Origin of the sequence: Tardiphaga sp. 172_B4_N1_3, assembly GCF_052076035.1 — a bacterium.
Classification (GTDB): Bacteria; Pseudomonadota; Alphaproteobacteria; order Rhizobiales; family Xanthobacteraceae; genus Tardiphaga; species Tardiphaga robiniae.
The window spans coordinates 5,422,435-5,444,399 of the sequence record NZ_CP197238.1; the positions used below are offsets into that span (position 1 = coordinate 5,422,435).

Below are 21,965 nucleotides of genomic sequence, written 5' to 3' on the forward strand. Positions count from 1 at the left end.
GAACCCAGCGTCAGGTGCGTTTTAGAGCTTTTCCAGCTTGGCTGTCGAGGCGCAATTGGTCAATTTGACCAAGTGCTGCGGCTTTTGATTTGCATCAAGAGCCTGAGGTCATTCACGAATTTTTGCTGCGCTGCAGGTTACGTCGATTTGAACCGGAGCATGCCATCGGCGCCCATTGTCGAGGTCAGCCGCTTCTGCGCCAGCATGTGATTGACGTGGGCAATCAATTCGCCGGCGGCAAATCCGGTCTGGTGGGCATCCAGCTTGTGCTTGTGAAACACCACCGGCACCAGCTCGGCGGACGTCTTGCCGGCATCCTTGCACGCTGCGGCGATCATCTGGCAGCGCTCTTCATGATGATCGGCGAGCTGCTTGATACGGATCTTGAGGCCATGAAAGGGCACCCCGTGACCGGGGAGCACGAGCACATCGTCGGGTAGCGTATCGGCGAGACGCTTCAGCGAATGCAGATAGGAGCCGAGCGAATTCTCGTCGGGCTCATGGGCCCAGACGCTGACATTGGGCGAGATCTTGCTCAGCACCTGATCGGCCGACAGGAACAGTTTGTCGGCCTCGCAATACAGCATCACCTGATCCGGCGAATGGCCGGCGCCGGTGAGCACGCGAAACGTGCGTGTGCCGATCACGAGATCGTCGCCATCGGACAGCCGGCGATAGGCCGCCGGCAGCGGCACCGTCTTCTTCAGATACTCCTGGCCGCGGCCGAGCAATTGCTCGGTGATATCTGCATCCATGCCGTGGCGATGGAAGAACTGCCGCATATTGACGATGCGCTCTTCGGTGCGGCGGTGCTGGTGATAGACGCCCTGCAGATATTCGACTTGCGACATATAGAACGGGCAGTTGAACCGCTGCACCATCCAGCCGGCCTGGCCGACATGATCGGGATGCGCGTGGGTGACAATCACCTTGCTGATCGGTTTGCCCTTCAGCGGACCTTCGAACAGTTTCGTCCATGCAGCGATGGTGGCGTCGTTGCCGATGCCGGTATCCACCATGGCCCAGCCGTCGCCGTCGGCGAGCAGATAGATGTTCACATGGTTGAGGCGAAACGGCAGGTCGAGCCGGATCCAGAGAACGCCCGGGGCAATTTCGACCACCTGATCGGTACCAGGATGGTTCTCCCAGGGATAGCGGAGGTCATCGGCTGGCTTTGTGCTGGCGTCTGTTTTCGAATGCATCGGTTCTGTCACAATGTCCTTTTCATCCGGCTTAGCGGGCCAAGGACCCCTGCGCCAGCACAAATTCGGCTGGCGCAGGGCATGGGTTTATGCGCTGGCGCGCATATCGGCCTGTGCTGAAGCGGTAACCGGCGGAGTCGGCGTGTTCTTTCCGCTCACGTCGTCGAGCCGTGAGGTCATGCCGAGCCGGTCCAGCAGGTTGGCGTCCCGGTCGGTCTGGGGGTTTTTCGTGGTCAGCAGTACGTCGCCGATGAAGATCGAATTAGCACCGGCGACAAAGCACAGAGCCTGCAATTCATCGGTCATATATTGCCGTCCGGCGGAAAGCCGCACCACGCTCTTCGGCATCATGATACGCGCCACGGCAATCATGCGGACCAGCGCGATCGGATCCGGGCGTTCGGCGGTGTCGTTGACCGGCACGCCCTTCACCTCGTTCCACATATTGATCGGCACGCTGTCCGGATGATGCGGCAGGTTCGCCAGCAGCATCAGCATGCCCAGGCGATCCTCGACCTGCTCGCCCATGCCGATGATACCGCCGCAGCAGACCTTGAGGCCGGCATGGCGCGCCCGCGCCAATGTCTCGATGCGATCTTCCATCGTGCGCGTGGTGATGATCTTGCCGTAGAATTCCGGCGAGGTATCGACATTGTGATTGTAGAAGTCGAGACCGGCGTCCTGCAGGCGTTTGGCCTGATCTTCCGTGAGCATGCCCAGCGTCGCGCAGGTCTCGAGGCCGAGATCCTTCACCGCGCTGACCATGTCGCATACGCGGTCGAGATCCTTGTCCTTGGGATTGCGCCAGGCCGCGGCCATGCAGAAACGGCTCGCACCGGCATCCTTGGCGCGCTGCGCCGTGGCAACCACGGCGTCGCGATCCATCAGCTTGGTCGCCTTGACGTCAGTGTTGTAGTGCGCGCTTTGCGAGCAATAACCGCAGTCTTCCGCGCAGCCGCCGGTCTTGATGCTGAGCAGGCTCGCGGTCTCGACGTGATTCGGATCGAAATTGCTGCGGTGGGTGCTCTGCGCCTGAAAAATCAGGTCTGCAAACGGCAAATCATAGAGTGCCTGGGCTTCATGGCGTTGCCAGTCGTGGCGCAGTTCGGTCGATGTCCATGCAGAGGAAGTTGGGGGCATTCACGCAATCCTTACATTCTGCGCAGCCACCGATCATGGGCTGCTGTGAAAGCAGTCCATGATTTTGAGGGTTGGAGCAATGACGCTGGCCGGGTGCAGCCATGCGCTGGATCGCCGCTCCTATGCCGCGCGGATGCTCGACAGGAATTCGTCGATTTCACCACGAAGAACGTCGGCCTCGCGGCGCAATTCGCCCGAGGCGCCGAGCACATCGTTGGCAGCCGTGCCAGCCTGCGTCGATGCATCGCTGACGCCGACGATGTTGCTTGACACTTCGCTGGTGCCGCCGGCGGCATGCTGGATGTTGCGCGCGATCTCGCGTGTTGCTGCACCTTGCTGTTCGACGGCGGTGGCGATGGCAGCACTCACATGATTGATTTCGGCGATGGTCTGCCCGATGTTGCGGATCGCTCCGACGGCGGTGGAAGTGACCTGCTGCATCGACACGATCTGCGTGCGAATCTCGTCGGTGGCCTTTGCGGTCTGATCGGCAAGGCTCTTCACTTCCGATGCCACGACGGCGAAGCCGCGGCCGGCATCGCCCGCGCGTGCCGCCTCGATGGTCGCGTTGAGCGCCAGCAGGTTGGTCTGCGACGCGATGGTCTGGATCAGATCGATCACCACGCTGATGCGATTGGCGTTGTCGGCCAAGCCCTGCATCGTTGCATCGGTTTCGCCGGCCTCGTTGACGGCCTTTGCGGCGATTTCGGTTGACGTTACGACCTGTCGGCTGATCTCGTTGATCGATGACGACAGCTGTTCGGTCCCGGCCGACACCGTCTGGACGTTCACCGAGGTTTCCTCTGCGGCCGATGCGACGGCGCTGACCAGCGCGCTAGAACGATCGGCAGTAGCCGTCATGCTCTGCGCGGTCGATTGCATGGAATCGGCCGAGCTCTGCAGCTTCTCCAAAGCATTGCGCACCTTGCTCTCGAAGTCGACGATGCGGGCTTCGATGCGCGACGTGCGTTCGCCCTTGGCAATGCGGTCCTGATCCTGCTCCGCGCTCAGCGTGCGGGCGTTGATCATGCTGTCGCGGAATACTTCGAGCGTGCCCGCCATCGCCGCGATTTCGTCCTGCTGGCGGCTGCGGGCGATCTCGGTGTCGAGATCTCCGCTGGACAGCCGCTGCATCGCGCGCTGCAATTGCGCGAGGCGGCGCAGAATGCTGCGGCCGACATAGAGCCACACGAACAACGCCGATCCGATCAGCGTCAGCGCGCCGAGGCCGAGCATCACCTGCGTCGCCAGCGTGATTGTCGTCTGCGCCTGTGTCGTGGCGGCGTCGGTTTCGCTGCGCACCTTGTCGACCAGTTGCTTGACGCTCATACCGAGGCCGACATTCAGCTTGCGCGTCTCGTCGAGAATGAGTTCGCCGTATTCGACGGTGTCCATCTCTTTCTGGCGCACCTTGAAGACGCTGTTCTTGCCGTCGCCGATCGCCAGCAGCTGCAGGGCGGCTTCCTTCAGTTCCTTCGTGCCCTTGATGCCGACCAGGGCATCGAGATTGGATTTGACGCGGGTCTGGGCGGCCTTGAAGTTGGCTTCGATCGGAGAGAGCGCTTCGGACGAGCCGGCCGACAGCGCGGCCATCAGATCGGACGAGATCAGGTTGGTGCTGGCGACGACTTCGCCGACCTGCACAATGACTCGCGCGGCCTCGCCCGAATCTTCGGCCGAGAAGACTGTTGCCCGCAGCGTGTCGTTCATCACGTTCTGGGCGTCGGTGGCGGCTGGCTCCGACATCTTGACGAAGTTTGCTGCAGCGGCGCGCAGGGAGTCGTATTGCTTCTGATGCTGGGCGACGGCGTCGAGGCGTTCCTGGGTGGCAGCGCCAAGGCTGCGAATCGTGTCTTCGATGTTCTTGACGGTATCGGCCAGGGCGGCGACCACGGCCTTGTCGGCGCCGAGCTTGGCGATGGTGTCGAGCTTCTCGACTGCAATCTTGTGCGTATCCCGCATGCGCTGCGAGCGTTCCTTCAGAACGTCGGGGCTGCTCGATGCCAGCAGCATCGGGCCCTGGCTGGCAAGGCTCTCGCTGGCGGTGGCCAGTTGAAGGCTGGCGGTCAGTTTCGGAATGTCCCGGCCGTTCAGGTCCGTCATCATGCCGCCGAGCTGACCGAGAATCATGCCGGCACCGGCACTGATCAGGGTCGCCATGCCCGCGATAACAGCGAAGGCGGCGAACAGGCTGCCGCGAATGCCCCAACGGGGCCGCGAGAAACGAAACCGTCCGAATTTTCCGATGAACGACGTCAGTGCCATTGATTCCCCCCGCGTCCACCGTCCTGGTGGCGGATCGCGTAGAGAGTATGTAGGTACCGGGTTAATATTCGGGTAAATCGGCAACCTTTGGCTGTCGCGGGGCTTGCGAGGTTACCAAAGGGTAAAACGAAAAAGGCCGGCGTTTCCGCCGGCCTTTCCGTAGTCATGAGCCTGAAATCAGGCGCGAAGCTCAGTACTTCGCAACAACCGGGCCACCCCAGTTGAAGCGGTAGTTCAGGCCGGCCTTGACGGTGTGCTCGTCGTTCTTGGAAGAACCGAAAGCAACCAGAGCGGTCGGAGCCGAGAACTGGGTCTTGCCGAAGTCGTAGTACTGGTACTCGACCTTGCCCGACCAATTCTGGGTGAACAGGTATTCGAGGCCGGCGCCGACGGTGTAACCGTCATGCTTGGTGCCAGCTGCGAAAGCAACCGGTGCGCCAGCAACGTTGACCAGGGATTCGCTGTAGTCCGAGTAAGCGTAGCCGCCCTTCACGTAGAGCAGTGCCGGACCCCAGGTGTAACCGATGCGACCGGTGACCGAGCCGAGGCCCTTCTGGTTCAGGTTGTAGGTGAGGCCGGTGCCGGCGAACAGCACGTTGGTGTTGTTCGAACCAACCCAGCTGTACTGACCTTCGATACCAACGACCCAGTTCGGAGCGAACTGGTAGTCAGCGCCGATCTGCAGACCGCCGAGGAAACGGCCGTCCGAATTGTCGGAGGTGCCGCCGAAGCCGTTCGAACCGTTGAACGCGCCGCCGACGTGACCGCCGATGTAGAAACCGGTCCAGTTGTAGATCGGAGCGGCAACGTAAGCCGGAGCCTTGGTGTAGGGACGAGCAGCCAGATCAGCGGCCATTGCCGGAACCGAGGCGCCCAGGGCGATCAGGGCAACGGTGCCCATCAGGAAGTTCTTCATTTTCTTCTTCTCCAGAAAACCATTTTAGAGCGAGAGCGCGTTCGCTCCGTCTATGGCGTGGACTTAGACAGCTTTTGCGTAAAATGCTGTCACCCATTCGCCACAGCAATCGACAACCCGACACGATCTGGATTGGCGCAACGGCATGCTTATCGACGCCTTAATAAAAGCTGAAAGATGCCTTAATTTACAGAGGTTTGGCGGACCAGCTTACCTGCTCGCGCTAACCCGCAGCAGTTTGGTTTTGCTCTAGATCGATTTATTGTGATCGGCAAAACCGCAGCGCTTTATCTGCATCGGCTGCAACCCCGCATCACGTTTGGAACGTCTCAAACCGCTGTGCGAATGCCGGCTGCGTGATGACACCGACCGGTCTGTCATGGGAAACAAAAAACGCGCGATCCGTTAGATGTTTGCGTGGTGTCGGTCGGCGCCTCCGGGAATGGAATCGCGTTGCATGCAGGTTGAGCGGATTTTACGTGAATACGGCCACTTCCTTCGGCCGATGAGTGAAGCGCCACGCGACGGTCAGCGAATCCTTGGCCACTCTGCCCAAGGTGGTGCCCAAGGCGGCCACCTCATTTCCTGCTATTGGGAACCGCACCCCCAAGGCCTGATCGGGCCGAACTGGGTGGAGGAGCGCGATAGCGCCATCGGTTATATCGACCGCTATTTCGATGGCTGGATCAGGCCCCGCGAATTCAGGCTGCTTGATTCGGTCGCCATCAACCGGTTGCTCGTCGCTTACATCGACGATGCGCGCGCCGCCGATAACCGCGAGGCGCTCAAAATGCTTGAAGCAGGAGACGGTTAGGGCATGACCCCGAAAAGTGGATGCGGTTTTCGCCGACAAACGAGTTCGTTTGTCGAGAGATCGTGCTTCCAATAAAGAAAGTGCTCCGGCCGTTCTGGGAAGAGCTGATGGAAGATGAAGGGAAATGGCTCGGGCCGGGAGCTTTGCAGCAAACCCGGCCCTAACTGCCAGTCCTCAGGTCTAGAAAGCCTTGTTGGCTTCCGGACGATGCGTATTCTTGGGCACGAAACCGGAGCGTGTGGCTTCGCGCTGGTTGCGCACCCAAACCTCGCGGTTCGGATGCAGGCCGGCGCCGCGGGTGGCGGGCACGGCGCTGGTGCGGGCGCGATGCAGCAAGCGCGTATCAGCCTCGCCGCAGCTCGGATGGATGCCGCCATTGTCCGCAACGACCTTTTCCCATGCCGCCTTGCGCTTGGCATAGATGGCCGGATCCTGCAGCTGCGTGCAGTTGAGTTCGTTGAGATTGAGATCGGCGATGATCTCGTCGCCGTCCTCGATCAACCCGATGGCACCACCGAGTGCGGCTTCCGGGCCGACATGGCCGATGACCAGGCCCACCGAGCCGCCGGAGAAGCGCGCATCGGTCATGAGACCAACCACGATATTGCGCTCGCGGCACAGCGTGGTGATACGCGAGGTCGGGTCGAGCATTTCCGGCATGCCGGGCGCACCCACAGGGCCGTCGTAGCGCACGATGACCATGTCGTGGTTCTGGAATTTCTCCGGATGCTGGTCGAGCGCCTGCAGCAGGCCGCGCTCGCCTTCGAACACGCGCGCGGTGCCGCGGAAGCGATTGTCCTCGAGCCCGCCTTCGACGCCGGCGAGCTTGAGAATGGCGGAAAATTCCGGCGACAGGTTACCGCCGAGCACGCGCAACCCGCCGGTCGGCTTGTAGGGCTTCGCGACAGTATAGACGACACGGCCGTCGGCCGGCTTGGTCTCGAGGCGTTTGATCTGCTCGGCCAGCGTTTCGCCGGTGCAGGTCAACACGTCGCCATTGATCAAGCCGGCATCCATCAGCTCGCGCACGATCACCTGCACGCCGCCGACCGCATCGATATCGACCATCGAATACTTGCCGTATGGCCGCGCGTCGGTGAGGACCGGCACGATATATTGCGAAAGGTAGTTGAACTCCGCCGGCGTCATCACTTCTTTCCAGAAGTCCGCAAAGCCTGCGGCGCGCGCGATTTCCGGCGCATGCAGCGTCACATTGGTCGAGCCACCGATCGCCAGCGACACGATCATCGCGTTGCGGATCGAGTCGCGGCTGACGATGTCGCGCGGCTTGATGCCCTTGGCGATCATGTTGGCGAGATAGCTGACCAGCTGCTCCGGGAATTCCTTGACGCGGCGCGGATCGTCCGACGGCGGCGCCACCATGTGCAGCGGCTGCATGCCGACCACGCCGATGAAGGTCTGCATGGTGTTGTAGGTGAAGATGCCGCCGCAAGAGCCATAGCCCGGGCAGGCATGGCAGGCGATGCGGTGGCGATATTCGGCATCCGGATTGCCGGCGACCTGATAGGCGCTGACGATGTCGAGCTTCTCGCCCGTCTCCGGATCGGTGCCGGGATGGATCGCGCCGTCCGACATGATGATCGACGGCTCGTTATGTTCGAGCAGCGCAGCCAGCGCGCCGACCGGCGGCTTGTCGCAGGCGACCACGGCGATGGTGCCGAGCAGGCCGGTTGCGCTCAGATGCTCCGACAGCGCGTCGTTGGTCACTTCGCGGCCGATCAGCGAATAGCGCATTTCGCGCGTGCCGTTGCGGATGCCGTCCGAAGTGGCGATGGTGTATTCCGGCTGCACCAGGCGATAGGGCAACTGGCCTTGGCCGCGACCAATGCGCTTCTTCAGGCTCTCATGGATCGCGTCCACCTTGGACATCACGCCCATATAGCACTGGCTGTCGCCCTTGGTGCCCACCACGCCCACCGACGGCTCATGAATGAGCGTCTCGTCCGTGCCGAGTATGCGCGCAATGCCGATGGTCTGCGCGGAGCGGCCGGGATGGTTGTCGATGGTGACGACGGGCGACTTGGACACGACGAATTCCTTCCTGACGGCGTTCTTGATCTGCGAGGTTTGAATGCACCGCCGCCGGCGCTCGGCATTGGCGCATGTCAGACCCTGCGGTCAGGGCAGGGTCCGTCCACGATCCAATTTAGGATCGGTCTAGCCAGTGCATAACCTCCGAAGATCGCAAACACAATCGGATTGCCCCTCCGCTGGAACAGGGCTGCCTTGTCGCCGTCCGGTGCCGCAAAGCAGCAAAATTCCGGGTGCCATTTACGCGATCAGGCTATTTCTGCATGGTTTTGACAAACCAATGGGGTAATCGCTTCCTGCGCCGTCACAGCGGATCGCGTCGATACGGAGTTCGAGATTGAGCGTTGCCTTCACCAAGGAAGAAAGTGCCGAAACGGCTGCGGAAACCCAGCTGCCCGATCGCCCTATTTCGCCTCATCCGAACCTTGTGACGGAGGCAGGTTTGCAGGCGCTGGAGACGCAGCTCCAGCAGGCCCGCGAGGCCCATGACGCGGCGAGCGCGATCGACGACGTGAACGAGCGACGGCGTCAGGCGGCGATCCCGCTGCGGGACATGCGCTATTTCGCAGCCCGCGTCCGCACGGCCCAGCTCGTCCCGGCCCCGACATCGACCGACACCGTAGCCTTTGGCAGCACGGTGACTTTCAGCCGCAACGACGGGCGTGTGCAGACCTATCGGATCGTGGGCGAGGACGAAGCGGATCCCAAGGCCGGTTCGATTTCCTTCGTGTCCCCGGTGGCGAAATCGCTCATGGGTAAGGCCGTCGGTGACGTCGTCGGCACGGGCGCCCAGGAGCTCGAGATCATATCGATCGAATAGAGGACGCCGTTGCGGCGGTGGCTTCGCGTCTGACGTCAGTCGCGAAGCCGGTATTCAATCGCAGCACCGTCACGCCAGCGCGTCAGATTCCCGCGCTGGACTCCAGTCGCTCGTTGAGCTTCTGATCGACGACCTCGACCGTGCGGTCGATATTTGCATTGGTCATGCCGAGCTGATGCGAGATCAGCTTCACCAGAAGATCGACCCGCTCGATAAACGGCGCGCCGGCCGCGACTGCACGGGCGGCCGATGACGGCTTGAGCAGGCTCTCCGCTGCCTTGGCATATTTGGCGAACGGGACCTGATCTTCGGGATCGGCGCCGAGACGCCGCGCGACGGCATCGACATGCTCGTAGATCGACTGCGACACCTTGAGATCGCCATGAACGGCCTCGCGGATCGACTGCGGCTCTTCAGGCGTGATGCAGCGATAGTTGCCCGTGAGTAGCATCGACCACTTCGCCAGCGGCACGAACAGCGAGTCGAACACTTTCAGCTTCACCGGCACGTCCTGGCCGTCGAGTTTCACGGCGTCGATGTCGGCTTCGAGTTCGCGCAACAGTTTATTGTGAGCCGGATCGGCAAAGGCCGATGCCTTGAAATTCGTCGGTAGGCCGACGTGAAGCACATTCGCCGCTTCTTCCGGTGGCCGGAAGGCCTGCGGATCGGGCGAGCACAGCGTCACCAGTCCCGGGTCGAAGCGTTCCCACACCTGGGCATTGGTATAGGCCTCTTCGAGTTTCATGTCGGCCAGCCCCGGAATGCGCTTGAGATAGGGTAGCGGCGGCATGTTCATGATCGACAGGCAAGGCAGCTTCGCCGCGGCGATCTTGATCATCAGAACACGGATCGTGTGGTTGGTATATTGCGGCTCCTGCATCGCAAGGCCGACCAGATCGTAGCGCGACAGGTCGACCTGATCCGGCGAGGTCGCATCCAGTTTGCCCGGCAGGTCGCGTGAGAAGATGGCGCGGTGGTTCGGTTCGTCGCGCAGTTTGATGCGCACTTCAGTACCATCGCGATTGATGAGTTCGGCGGTCTTCTTCCGGCACACGAGGGTCACGTTATGACCCGCCATCAAGAGCTTCGTCGCCAGCAACGAGCCGTAGGAAGCTCCGAGAATCAGAATATTCCGCGTCATGGTGTTTCGTCCCTCACGTGATGTGTGCGCCAGATCCGAGCGGTCCGGCATTTTTAGTTGGCGCGGACACTACTGCACTGCCGCGCTGCGATCCAGATGGCGTGAGTCGATACGTGCAGAGCTGGAAGCGATTTGCTTTTCCAATGCGCCAATCTGTCCCGCCTATCGTCGTGGCGAATGAGGGAGCGATCGGGTACCGTCATAAAAAACAACGGAGGGAAACATGTCTGCGATCATCAATCGTCGTCACTTCATTGCTGCCGGGTCGGCAGCTGCCGCCATGCCGTTCGTCGCGCGCGGTGCTTCGGCGCAAGCCGCTTGGCCATCGCGGCAGATACGCATGATCTGCAGTTACCCAGCTGGTGGGCAGACCGATCTGCTCGCGCGCGCCTTCGGCGAATATATTTCCAAACAGGTCGGACAGACTGTCGTCATCGAAAACAAGGCCGGCGCGTCTGGCGCCATTGGCACAGCGGAAGTCGCGCGCGCCGAGCCAGACGGTCACACGATTCTCTGCTCCATCTCGACCACCTATGTAATGAACCGTGTGATGCTCAAGACGCCCGGCTACGACATGGACAAGGACCTGACGCTGGTCAGCGTCATTCCCGGCGCCGGATTGCCACTGGTTGCCAGTCCAAAATCCGGCGTCAAGACGCTGGAGGACTTCGTCGCCTTCGCGCGCAAGAACGACAAGGTGAACTTCGGCACCTATAGCGTCGGCTCGGCCCCGCACATGACGATCAACGAACTCAACAAGCAGTATGGCCTCAAGATCGAGCCGATCCATTATCGCGGCGAAGCGCCGATGTGGACGGGACTGGCGGAAGGCTCGATCGATTTTGCGATGGGCAGCTACACGGCATCACAAAGTGTGCTGCAGAGCGACCGCGGCGTGCCATTCGCCGTGCATTCGAAGAAGGTCGACGCCATCCCCAATGTGAAGACGCTGCCTGAACAGGGGGCGACGTCGAAGTTCTTCACGGTGAGTGGCTTCACGGGCTGGGCTGTGCCCAAGGCAACGCCGCAGCCGATTGTCGATCGGCTGTCGCAGCTTTGCGTCGCGGCCAACAGCGATCCGAAAGTGAAGGAAGTGCTGAAGACCTTCGTGCTCGAACCGGCGCTCGGCTTCAAGGAGACCAATGCGCTGTATCAGAAGGAGCTACCGGTCTGGATCGAGGCGGCGCAGGCGCTCGGTCTGCAGCCGGTCTGACCGCCGGCTGGATTGAATTAACGTTCGTCATTGCGAGGAGCGAAGCGACGCGGCAATCCCGTTCTTGTCTTCAAGAAGAAAAAGACTGGATTGCTTCGTCGCAAGAGCTCCTCGCAATGACGGCGCGAATATCTAGCCTTTTCTTTAGATGTTCTACGCTCGTACCGAAAACCGGCTCATCGCACTGAGCGCCTGCACGCGCGGTTCGACATCGCGCATATAGATCGTCTTGCGCAGGAATTCGATTTCGCTCGCTTCTTTGCTTTCTTCGACATCGATGTACCAGGACTTCGGCCGGCCGTCGGAGCCGTCGCTCCAGCGATAGCCGCGTCGCTTCAGCTCGTCCTTGAGATCGAAAGGCGACTGCTCTGCCCAGACCCGCATCGTTTTCTTGCGGGCGCGTTCCAGAAGAACCGCCAGTGCCGGCGCACCGAGATCGGGCAATTCGAACGCGAGAATCTCCAGCAGCGCGTGACAATCGTCGATCGCCCGGTGGGCCTGGTGAAAGAAACCTGCGCCGGCGAGCAGATAGCCCAGCCGCGAGCCATCGAAACCATGTTTGCGCCAGTCCACTTCCGTCGCCGAACAACCCCAGGCCTTGTGCTGAAACACCGGCCAGTAGCGCTCGGAAAACTTGCGGTCGAAACCCGCATTGTGCGCGATGACGATGACGGCGTCGTCGGCGAAAGCGGCGACGGCATCGGGATCAATGCGGTGTCCCGCAACGGTCTCGTCCGTGATGCCCGTCAGCTCGGTGATCTCCGGCGGGATCGGCCGCGACGGCTCGTTGAATGCGGTGAAGACGTCCGCCACGCGCGTAATGCTGCCGTCCGGCAGATAGTCGAACTTGATCATGGCAAGTTCGATGACTTCGTCGCGCACCTGATCGAGACCCGTGGTCTCGACGTCGAGGAGAATGCCGGAGCGGGTCGGCTGGCCATTGGCCGGCGCGAATTCGGTGCGCGGGATCAGCCGGCGGAGGACGCGGTAGTCGGTCGATCTGGCGAGCGTGTCCGCCATGGCGGCAAGGCTGGGATCGTCCTGCAGGCTAAGATCGTCTTGGAGCATCTGATTCCGGGCAGTTCTTCAGGCGCAGCGTCATTCAGCCATGACTATGGTGTTCGCTGAATCGGGGCAACCTGCCTGCCGGCGATAGACACAGCTGTGTGGCGCTGGGGCGTTGATTCGGCGCCGATTATACCTTGCGATCCAGCGAGGCGAGCGCCTCGTTCAGCACGGAACGCAGGCGGTCGGCGTCGGCCGGCCGCACGGCGGAAGGGTCCAGATAGAAATCCAGCCCCGGCATGCGTTCAACGACGATATCGGTTTGCACCGGCCTGTCGTCGATGATGCTGTCCACCGCATAGGGCACGACCTCGCGGCTGATGCCCTTCATGGTGATCGGCGGCAGCGGATGCGAGGTGATGATGTCGCTCACCAGCGCGAATGTTTCATAGCTGATGGCGATGCCGCCAGGTTCTGCGATCGACTGCAGGCGTGCGGCGAGGTTCGCTTCCGCGCCGATGATCGTATAGTCCATGCGATCGGCGCTGCCGAAATTGCCGACATTGCAATAGCCGGAATTGATGCCGATGCGGGCCTTGAACGGCTCCTCGATGCCTTCGGTGCGCCACTTCGCATTCAACTCGATCAGCCTGCGCTGCATTCGCCACGCCATGCGCAGGCAGTCCTGCGCATCCTGACGGTCGCCCTTGGTTTCAGGGTCGCCGAAGAAGATCAGCATTGCATCGCCGATGAATTTATCGATCGTGCCGCCATATTCGTGGGCAATCGCCGACATCTCCGTGAAATACTCGTTGAGCAGATGCGTGATCAGCTCTGGCTGCAGCCGCTCGGTGGTGGCCGTGAAATTCTGGATGTCGGAGAAGAAGATCGTCAGCTTCTTGCGCTCGGTATGGATGGTGACGTCCTTCTGGCCGCTGAAGATGCTCTTGTAGACCTGGGGCGAGATGTAGCGAGAGATCTTCATGGAGAGTGCGGCGAGGAAATCGTTGTTGGCTTCCAGCTCATGGTTCATCCCGGCAATGCGCTGCGACTGGCGCCGCTGCAAAGCCAGGAACGAGACGCCGCTGACGGCAGCTAGCGCAAAATAGGCCAGCAGGAACTTGAACGAGAACAGATTGGCCGCGATCGGTTGCGTGATGATGACTTCCTGGATGCCGCGGACGTCGCCGACCTTCCAGTCCTTCTTTGGGCTTTCCGGATGGCTGTTGTGGCAGCTGACACAGGCCGGGCCCATCAGCACCGGGGCGACGATGCGGACCGTGTCGCTGAACAGCGACGCCCTGGTGTCGATGATCTTCTGCTCGGAATTGTCGCGCAGGCTGCGCAGCGATGTCTTTTCGAAATCGTCGAGCTGATGCGGCGCGCGGTTCTGGAACGGATAATCCGACACGAAGCGATAGTTGATATTCTCCTGCTGCGCGCCGATCACCCGGCCGAGTTCGAGGGAAAGCGTCGCCGGAATCGGGATCGCGCCGGGCACGCTTTCGTAATTGTGAACCACCTGCGTGGTGCCCTGATGGGCCAGTACACGCCCGACCACATTGGTTGCGTAATAACCACGCACGCTGGTGATCACGGAGTTCAGGTCGTTGGCCTGCCGGCGCAAGGCGGCGTCAACCAGATTGGTCAGATCTAGCCACACGGCTACAGGCAGCAGAAGCAAAAGCGCGGCGACGGCGAGCCCAGGCGCAAATACGCGCGAGCGTCGGCGGGGGACATCAGGCTGATCCATGAAGATATGTTCCTGGATTTCTGGCTGTTGAGCGCAATGAGCGTGCGGCGGCGTGGCCGCCTCCGTCTCATAGCGCCGGTATGGTTATAATATCGTGCCTGGGTTGTGCCAATTTTCTGGTAGTGGATGAAATTGCACCGGCCGCCCGCCAATTTTGGCAGACGTGCATGCCGCCTGCGCACCTTGACTTCACGGGTCGCTTGGCCAATCTCGCGGTCAGAAAAACACTTCAAAACTCTTGGGAGAAGATCATGGCCGACGCCTATATTATCGACGCAGTCCGCACGCCCCGTGGCATCGGCAAAGTGGGCAAGGGCAAGCTCGCCGAACAGCATCCGCAGCATCTGGCAGCGACCGTGCTGAAGGCGATTGCCGAGCGCAACAAACTCAACACCGCAGACGTCGACGACGTGATCTGGTCGACCTCGACCCAGCGCGGCAAGCAGGGCGGCGATCTCGGCCGCATGGCCGCGCTCGATGCCGGCTATGACATCAAAGCGTCCGGCACCACGCTGGATCGTTTCTGCGGCGGTGGCATCACCGCGGTAAATTTCGCGGCGGCGCAGATCATGTCGGGCATGGAAGACGTCGTCATCGCCGGCGGCACCGAGATGATGTCGCTGACCGGTGCGATGGCCGCCGAAGATATGGCCGCCGGCAAGGCGCCGCTCGGCATGGGCTCGGGCAACAAGCGGCTCGCCAAGGTGCATCCGCAGTCGCATCAGGGCATCTGTGGCGATGCGATTGCCTCGATGGAGGGTATCAGCCGCGAGGCGCTCGACGCGCTCGGGTTGGAAAGCCAGCGCCGCGCGGCCATCGCGATCAAGGAAGGCCGTTTCGACAAGAGCATCGTTCCGGTCAAGGATGACGAGGGCAACATCGTGCTCGCCAAGGACGAATATCCGCGTCCGGAAACCACTGCCGAAGGTCTCGCCGGTCTGAAGCCGGCTTTCGCTGCGATGGCCGATCATCCGCTGGATGAAAGCGGCATGACCTTCCGCAAGCAGATCAACCAGAAATATCCGGATCTCAAGATCGAGCATTTCCACCACGCCGGCAATTCATCGGGCGTGGTCGATGGTGCCGCAGCCTTGCTGCTGACCTCGAAATCCTATGCCGACAAGCATGGCCTGAAGCCCCGCGCGCGCATCGTGGCCATGGCCAATATCGGCGACGACCCGACCCTGATGCTGAATGCGCCGGTACCGGCTGCGAAGAAGGTGCTGGCAAAGGCCGGTCTCAAGAAGGAAGACATCGATCTGTGGGAGATCAATGAAGCCTTCGCCGTGGTCGCCGAGAAGTTCATCCGCGATCTCGATCTCGATCGCAGCAAGGTCAACGTCAATGGCGGCTCGATCGCGCTCGGTCATCCGATCGGCGCCACCGGCGCGATCCTGATCGGCACGGTTCTCGACGAACTTGAGCGCCGCAACCTGAAGCGCGGTCTGGTCACCATGTGCGCCGCCGGCGGCATGGCACCGGCGATCATCATCGAGCGCGTATAGGCTCTAAACTCTCCCGCCTTAACCTCTCCCCGCTCTGCGCGGGGAGAGGTCGCCGCGTCTTCGCGGCGGGTGAGGGGCCCTCACTAGAACTGCCGCATACTCGCGCTCTCGGGTCGAGAATTCTTCGATCCGAGAATCCGTGCGTGATGATTCGCCGTGCCTCGCCCCTCACCCCAACCCTCTCCCCGCAAAAGGGCGGGGAGAGGGAGCGCGCCGGCGCACGTGGTAAAGTCCGAATGCCGCAAGTACCGGCTCATTCGTTCGACGGCCACGCCATCGGGAACGACAGCGGCGAGATTTCCGTCAGCTTGCGGCCCGCCCAGTCGAGACCCGGCGTGCGCTCCTCGGCGCGTATCTGCGCCTCATGCACACGCAGCGCCGCGGCTGGATAATCGAACGTCTGTACCACGCCGTCCTTCACCACCTGCCGGCCATCCACATAGACATGACGTACCGCGCGTTCCGCCGCCGCATAGATCATGCTGCGGATCGGATCGCGATGCGGCTGCATCATCGGATGGGTGACGTCGACCATCACGAAATCGGCCTTGCAGCCAGCCTCGAGCCTACCGATGTCGTTGCGGCCGAGCGCCTTGGCGCCGACGGTGGTGGCCGCCTCGAACAGCATGGTCGAGTTCAGGCCGCGCGGATGCCCGGCCATCAGTCGCGAGGTCATCGTCACGTTGCGCATTTCCTCGATCATGTTGTGCGGATAGGTATCGGTGCCGATCGCCACCGAAATGCCCGCCGCGCGATAGCGGCCGACATCGCGCAGCGCGATGCCACGGCGCATGAACACGGTGGGGCAATGTGCGACGGTGGTTCCTGTCTCGGCGAGCAGCGCGAGATCGCGCTTCGTGTGCCACGGCGTCAGCGGATGGTCGTCGACGAAGATGGAGTGACCGACCAGCGAGGTCGGGCCGAGCACGCCGAGTTCGCCGAGCCACTGGATCGGCGTCACGCCATGGCGGCGGACGATCTCGTGGAATTCCGACACCGACTGCGCCGCATGGGTCTGCCACGGAATGTTGCGGCGCTTCGCTTCAGCGTAGCTGTCTTTCATAAGTTGTGGCATACACGTGTCGATCTGTGCTGGGTACATCATTCCGGAGAGACGGCCGGACGGATGGCTCTCGGCGGCATCGATGAGCGCGAAAGCCTGCAGCATGCCGTCTTCGCCGGCCTTCTCGTTCCATTCGTAATCGACGAGCGTGCCGTTCGGCGTGAACCAGCGCGCCGAGCGGAATCCCGGAGCGATATAGACGCGCAGGCCGCTTTGTCCGGCGAGATCGAGCCATTGCGGATGCGGCATCGATAGATCGACCACCGTGGTGACGCCGGACAGCAGCAGTTCGGAATACGCAACGCGCACGCAATCCGGCACGCCTTCCGGATCGGACCGCAGGATCGGCATGTATTCGTAAAGCGACGAATTATACAGGCCGGGCGAGCCGATCTCGTCGAGAAAGCCCTTGTTGAGTGGTTCGCTGGACGGATGCGAGTGGATATCGACGAGGCCCGGCATCACCATGAAGCCGCGTCCGTCGATGGTCTCGACCGCTTCGCCCCGATAGTCGCGGCCGGCAAACACGATCTGGCCGCCGTCGAAAGCGACATCGCCGCCGGTGACATAGGTGTGGCTGTTTTTTGCGGCGTCCCAGGCGACGACATAGTCCGCGTTGCGGATAACGGTGATGGTCAATGCTGATCCTCTCGCGATCGACGAAATGTGAGGAACCGTAAGCGCAAGCGACTAGCCGGTGCAAGATCGAGAGGTGAGCAGACCCGCCTGTCTATTTGGCAGGTGCAACCCGTCTGTTCGGCTCGTGCAAATGACGATAAGAAGACGCGTTGATCTGCAAAGTCCTGAAGAGAGCCTGAACTGATGCAATACAGACATGATGGCCTTTACGCTTCCCGCCGTTCGCCGGTCATGGCGCGCAATGTGGTGGCGGCGTCGCAGCCGCTGGCAACGCAGGCCGGGTTGCGCATGCTGGAGCGCGGCGGCAATGCGCTGGATGCGGCGCTCGCGGCAGCGATCACGCTGACCGTGGTCGAGCCGACCGGCAACGGCATCGGATCGGACGCCTATTGCATCCTCTGGGATGGCAAGGAGCTGCACGGCCTCAACGCCTCGGGCCGGTCGCCGGCGGGATGGACGCCGGAGCGATTTGCAAATCACAAGACATTCCCGCATCGCGGGTGGGAGAGCGTCACCGTGCCCGGCGCCGTCTCGGCCTGGGTCGACCTGTCCGAACGCTTCGGCAAGCTGCCATTCGCTGACTTGTTCGAGCCTGCGATCTCCTATGCGGAGAATGGCTTCCACGTCTCGCCCGTGATCGCCGAACTCTGGCGCCGCGGTGCGGAGGAGTTGAAGAACCAGCCGGGCTTTGCCGAGGCCTTCATGCCGAACGGTCGTGCGCCTGCGGCGGGTGAACTCTTCAAGGCACCGGGCCATGCCTATTCACTCAAGCTGATCGCCGAGACCAAAGGCGAAGCCTTCTATCGCGGCGAACTCGCCCAGCGCATCGCTGCCTTTGCGCGCGAACATGGCGCTGTGCTCGACGAGGCCGACATGGCCGCGCATCGCAATGACTGGTGCGGCACCATCCATCAGGATTTCGGCGACGCGTCGCTGCACGAAATCCCGCCGAACGGGCAGGGCATCGCGGCGCTGATGGCGCTAGGCATCATGCGGGCCTACGGCACCGACGGTCTCGTGCTCGACAGCGGTGATGCCTTCCATCTGCAGATCGAAGCCACAAAACTCGCTTTCGCCGATGTCTACGCCTACGCGGCCGATCTCGATTACATGCGCGACGTCACCGTCGCGCATCTGCTCAATTCAGCCTATCTCGCCTCGCGCGCAAAGCTGATCGATCGCAGCCGTGCGCAGGATTTTGGCGCCGGCGCGCCCAAGACCGGCGGCACGGTATGTCTGTCGACCGGCGATGCCAGCGGCATGATGGTGTCCTATATCCAGTCGAATTATTCCGGCTTCGGCTCCGGCGTGGTCGTGCCCGGCACCGGCATCAGCCTGCAGAATCGCGGCTTCGGTTTCATTCTGACCGAGGGCCATCCCAATCAGGTCGGTCCGCGCAAGCGCCCGTTCCAGACCATCATTCCGGGCTTCGTCATGCAGGGCAAAGAGCCGCTGATGGCCTTCGGCCTGATGGGCGGCCCGATGCAGGCACAGGGCCATCTGCAGATCATGCTACGCATGCAGCTCTGGGGACAGGATCCGCAAACAGCCGCTGATGCGCCGCGCTGGCGCTACGTTGCCGGATTGAAAGTCGCGATCGAGACGGCCGTGCCGGACAATGTCGCGGCAGACCTCGCCAGCCGCGGCCATGTCATCGAGCGCGAACCGCCGGACTCCGCCTTCGGCTTCGGCGGTGCGCAGCTCGTGCGTAAAATCGATGGCGGCTATGTCGCCGGCTCCGACCCGCGCAAGGATGGGCTCGCGGCGGGATTTTGAGTCGATCTCGCAGCCCGGATGAGCGAAGCGACATCCGGGGCCGGCGTTTCAACAGGCGTGACACTCCCGGATATCGCTGCGCTCATCCGGGCTACAGATCTTTACCCCAGCCCGACCGCCTTCGCTATGGTGTAGGTGATCAGGCTCGCCACATAGGAACGACAGTGCGGTGGCCAGGCTCCATTTGCCAACGCCAGGCCGATCGAATCCGGCGCCGACTTTGACCTATTCTAGCAGTTGACCTGTTGCCATTCTCTCTTTGGATCACGAAGAAGCTGTAAAGCGGGCTGCTTAGGCTTGCTGAATAGCTGGGGCAATTCGTGATCATAAAATCAAAGAACTGGAAGCGTGCCGCATGGCTCGGTGCGGCGAGTGCGTTTGTCATGTCGCTCGATTTTACGACTGCTGTTCGTGCGCAGTCGACACTTCCCGCAGTGACGGTCGACGCGCCACAACAGCAAGCGACACGGCGCTCTCAAGTCAAACGCAGCACATCAGGCGCGCGGGGCGACCGTCGCGTTGCTGCCCGCCGATCGCAGCAAGCCGTTGCGCCAGGTCCGGTCAATCCGAGGCCCGAAACCGCTTGGGGGCACGTGGACGGCTACGTCGCGACCCGTAGCGGGACGGGCACAAAAACCGACACGCCGTTGATCGAAACGCCGCAGGCAATTTCCGTCGTCACGCAGGATCAGATTCAGGCGCAGGCCGCACAGAGCGTGTCGCAGGCCACGCGCTATACGTCCGGGGTGGTCGGCGAGCGGAACGGTGCCGACGGCCGCTTCGATCAGGTTTATGTCAGGGGCTTCCTCGCCGATCAGTATCTGGACTCGTTGCGGGTGGCGTCGGGCACCTTCGCCTATACGCTAGTCGATCCTTTCAATCTTGAGCGGTTGGAGGTGCTGCACGGGCCTGCGTCGGTGCTCTACGGTCAGGCCTCGCCGGGCGGTGTGGTCAATATGGTCAGCAAGCGGCCGACCACAGAGCGGTATCAGGAGATGTTCGTTTCGACCGGCAGTTACGGCCGCGTCCAGAGCGGTATCGATGTCAGCGGGCCACTCGATAAAAACAAGGAATTTCTCTATCGCCTCACCGCTTCCGGCTACGACGTCGGCAGCCAGGTCGACCACGGCGACTATCAGCGCGTCTCGATCGCGCCGTCGCTGACGTGGCGGCCGACAAACGATACCACGATCACCTTCCAGGGGACCTATCAAAGGGACCCGAAGGCGGGCTTCTACAATCAGCTACTGCCGAATGGCGTGGGAACGCTGTTCTCGACTGTCAACGGCCGGATTCCAACCAGCTTCTACCTGGGCGACCCCAACTATAATATATTCAAGCGCGAATATGGTTCGATTGGTTATTTGTTCGAACATCGCTTCGATAACGTTTGGACGGTGCGGCAAAATCTCCGCTATACCGACAACAGCACCTATACACAGGCGGTTTATCCCCAGTCCAACCAGACGAACATTACCAGCATAGGCCGCGATGCGTTTTCTGCGGCGGAAACACTGCGTACCTTTGCAATCGACAATCAGGCCGAAGCGAAGTTCGCGACCGGACCGTTCCAGCACATGACGTTGTTCGGGGTGGACTACCAGACCGGCACCGATCGGGCCTCCAACGGTTATCTCGCCGATGTTGGAGCGATCAACGCGCTGAATCCTGTCTATGGCATAACTGTTCCAGCGCTGGATTTCGATGGCGCCAGCAGGCAGACCTTCGATCAGGTCGGCGTTTATCTGCAGGATCAGATCAAGTTCGACCGCTGGGTTGCGCTATTGGGAGTCCGGCATGATCGAGCCGATTCGCGTACGGTCTCGACCTTCGACGGCACGACCTTCGGCACCACCGCGACATCGGATGAAGCGACCACCAAGCGCGGCGCCTTGCTGTACAAGTTCGACAACGGCGTAGCGCCATACATTCAATACACGGAGTCGTTCCAGCCGATCGTTGGGGCGTCGAACAGGACCCTGAATCCGTTCAAGCCGACGACCGGTCAGCAGAAGGAGTTCGGCGTCAAGTATCAACCAGACGAAAAGATGCTCCTGACTTTCGCAGCTTTCGACCTGAAGCAGCAGAACGTGGTGATGCAGGATCCGAACGATATCAGAAACCGGGTCCAGGCCGGTGAGATCCGGTCGCGCGGGATCGAGATCGAGGGCAAGGTACAGGTCGATCGCAGCCTGACATTGCTCGGCGCCTACACTTATCTCGACCTGGTCAATACGAATTCGGAGCCTGATACGCTCGGTAAACGGCCAATCGGTGTCCCGCGCAATGCGGCATCGCTATGGGCCGATTACACCTTCCGCAGCGGCGTCCTCGATGGTTTCGGTCTGGCGGCCGGCGTCCGCTATTTCGGGGAAACAGCGGGCGACAGCATGAACACCTATAACGTTCCCGGCGTCACGCTATTCGACGCGGCGCTTCACTATGACCTGGCCGGACTTGGACCGCAGTTCAAGGGCTTCAAGTTCCAGCTCAATGCTAGCAACCTGTTCGACAAGACCTATGTGCGGCTGTGTCAGGATTCCGGTTGTTATTACGGTATGCGGCGCGATGTGATCGCGACGCTGCGTTATCGATGGTGATGCAGCGGCACAGGATGAAATTCAAATCACGATGTCGGCGCGAAGGATGACGCGCTAGCCG

15 protein-coding genes are annotated in these 21,965 nt (G+C 61.5%); 6 read left to right on the plus strand and 9 right to left on the minus strand.

The window, feature by feature from the left end:
- Nucleotides 1-137: 137 nt before the first annotated feature.
- The 4 genes from AB7783_RS25680 to AB7783_RS25695 form a co-directional block, all read right to left on the minus strand.
- Nucleotides 138-1,202 (minus strand): MBL fold metallo-hydrolase, encoded by a 1,065-nt coding sequence (locus tag AB7783_RS25680; protein WP_441279138.1) that lies wholly within the window; start codon nucleotides 1,200-1,202, stop codon nucleotides 138-140.
- Between the two features lie 87 nt (nucleotides 1,203-1,289).
- Complete coding sequence (gene bioB / locus AB7783_RS25685; protein WP_441231308.1) at nucleotides 1,290-2,342, minus strand: biotin synthase BioB; 1,053 nt, start codon at nucleotides 2,340-2,342, stop codon at nucleotides 1,290-1,292.
- Between the two features lie 120 nt (nucleotides 2,343-2,462).
- Nucleotides 2,463-4,607 carry a methyl-accepting chemotaxis protein gene (locus tag AB7783_RS25690; protein WP_441279139.1) on the minus strand — a complete coding sequence of 715 codons (2,145 nt, stop codon included), beginning with the start codon at nucleotides 4,605-4,607 and terminating at the stop codon, nucleotides 2,463-2,465.
- A 190-nt stretch (nucleotides 4,608-4,797) separates the two neighbouring features.
- Complete coding sequence (locus AB7783_RS25695; protein WP_320446438.1) at nucleotides 4,798-5,523, minus strand: outer membrane protein; 726 nt, start codon at nucleotides 5,521-5,523, stop codon at nucleotides 4,798-4,800.
- Nucleotides 5,524-5,980: 457 nt separating this feature from the next.
- Here AB7783_RS25695 and AB7783_RS25700 point away from each other — a divergent pair, with 457 nt between their 5' ends.
- The gene (locus AB7783_RS25700) at nucleotides 5,981-6,337 is read left to right on the plus strand and encodes a hypothetical protein (protein WP_141137156.1); all 357 of its coding nucleotides are present in this window, start codon (nucleotides 5,981-5,983) and stop codon (nucleotides 6,335-6,337) included.
- A 180-nt stretch (nucleotides 6,338-6,517) separates the two neighbouring features.
- Here the strand turns inward: AB7783_RS25700 and AB7783_RS25705 are convergent, their stop codons facing one another.
- A complete protein-coding gene (locus AB7783_RS25705) occupies nucleotides 6,518-8,386 on the minus strand; it encodes a dihydroxy-acid dehydratase domain-containing protein (RefSeq protein ID WP_231078347.1) in 1,869 nt (622 codons plus the stop codon).
- A 340-nt stretch (nucleotides 8,387-8,726) separates the two neighbouring features.
- Here AB7783_RS25705 and greA point away from each other — a divergent pair, with 340 nt between their 5' ends.
- Nucleotides 8,727-9,209, plus strand: coding sequence for a transcription elongation factor GreA (greA, locus tag AB7783_RS25710; protein ID WP_441279140.1), 483 nt, complete (start codon nucleotides 8,727-8,729; stop codon nucleotides 9,207-9,209).
- A gap of 82 nt (nucleotides 9,210-9,291) precedes the next feature.
- Here greA and AB7783_RS25715 read toward each other — a convergent pair whose 3' ends face one another.
- Entirely contained in the window at nucleotides 9,292-10,350 is a 1,059-nt protein-coding gene (locus tag AB7783_RS25715) for a ketopantoate reductase family protein (protein WP_441279141.1), read from the minus strand.
- Nucleotides 10,351-10,573: 223 nt separating this feature from the next.
- On the opposite strand from AB7783_RS25715, the gene AB7783_RS25720 reads away from it, so the two are divergent.
- On the plus strand, nucleotides 10,574-11,563 hold the full coding sequence (locus tag AB7783_RS25720; RefSeq protein WP_093761630.1) for a Bug family tripartite tricarboxylate transporter substrate binding protein: 990 nt from the start codon (nucleotides 10,574-10,576) through the stop codon (nucleotides 11,561-11,563).
- Between the two features lie 153 nt (nucleotides 11,564-11,716).
- Here AB7783_RS25720 and AB7783_RS25725 read toward each other — a convergent pair whose 3' ends face one another.
- Together AB7783_RS25725 and AB7783_RS25730 are read right to left on the minus strand one after the other, a co-directional pair.
- On the minus strand, nucleotides 11,717-12,631 hold the full coding sequence (locus AB7783_RS25725) for a 3'-5' exonuclease (protein ID WP_441279142.1): 915 nt from the start codon (nucleotides 12,629-12,631) through the stop codon (nucleotides 11,717-11,719).
- Nucleotides 12,632-12,758: 127 nt separating this feature from the next.
- Nucleotides 12,759-14,321, minus strand: coding sequence for an adenylate/guanylate cyclase domain-containing protein (locus AB7783_RS25730; protein WP_441279143.1), 1,563 nt, complete (start codon nucleotides 14,319-14,321; stop codon nucleotides 12,759-12,761).
- 251 nt (nucleotides 14,322-14,572) lie between these two features.
- Between AB7783_RS25730 and AB7783_RS25735 the strand changes: the two genes are divergently transcribed.
- On the plus strand, nucleotides 14,573-15,826 hold the full coding sequence (locus AB7783_RS25735; RefSeq protein WP_092141800.1) for an acetyl-CoA C-acetyltransferase: 1,254 nt from the start codon (nucleotides 14,573-14,575) through the stop codon (nucleotides 15,824-15,826).
- Nucleotides 15,827-16,079: 253 nt separating this feature from the next.
- Here AB7783_RS25735 and AB7783_RS25740 read toward each other — a convergent pair whose 3' ends face one another.
- A complete protein-coding gene (locus AB7783_RS25740) occupies nucleotides 16,080-17,528 on the minus strand; it encodes an amidohydrolase family protein (protein ID WP_441279144.1) in 1,449 nt (482 codons plus the stop codon).
- A gap of 183 nt (nucleotides 17,529-17,711) precedes the next feature.
- Between AB7783_RS25740 and AB7783_RS25745 the strand changes: the two genes are divergently transcribed.
- Together AB7783_RS25745 and AB7783_RS25750 are read left to right on the plus strand one after the other, a co-directional pair.
- The gene (locus AB7783_RS25745) at nucleotides 17,712-19,304 is read left to right on the plus strand and encodes a gamma-glutamyltransferase family protein (RefSeq protein ID WP_441279145.1); all 1,593 of its coding nucleotides are present in this window, start codon (nucleotides 17,712-17,714) and stop codon (nucleotides 19,302-19,304) included.
- A gap of 593 nt (nucleotides 19,305-19,897) precedes the next feature.
- A complete protein-coding gene (locus AB7783_RS25750; protein WP_441279146.1) occupies nucleotides 19,898-21,904 on the plus strand; it encodes a TonB-dependent siderophore receptor in 2,007 nt (668 codons plus the stop codon).
- Nucleotides 21,905-21,965 lie beyond the last annotated feature (61 nt).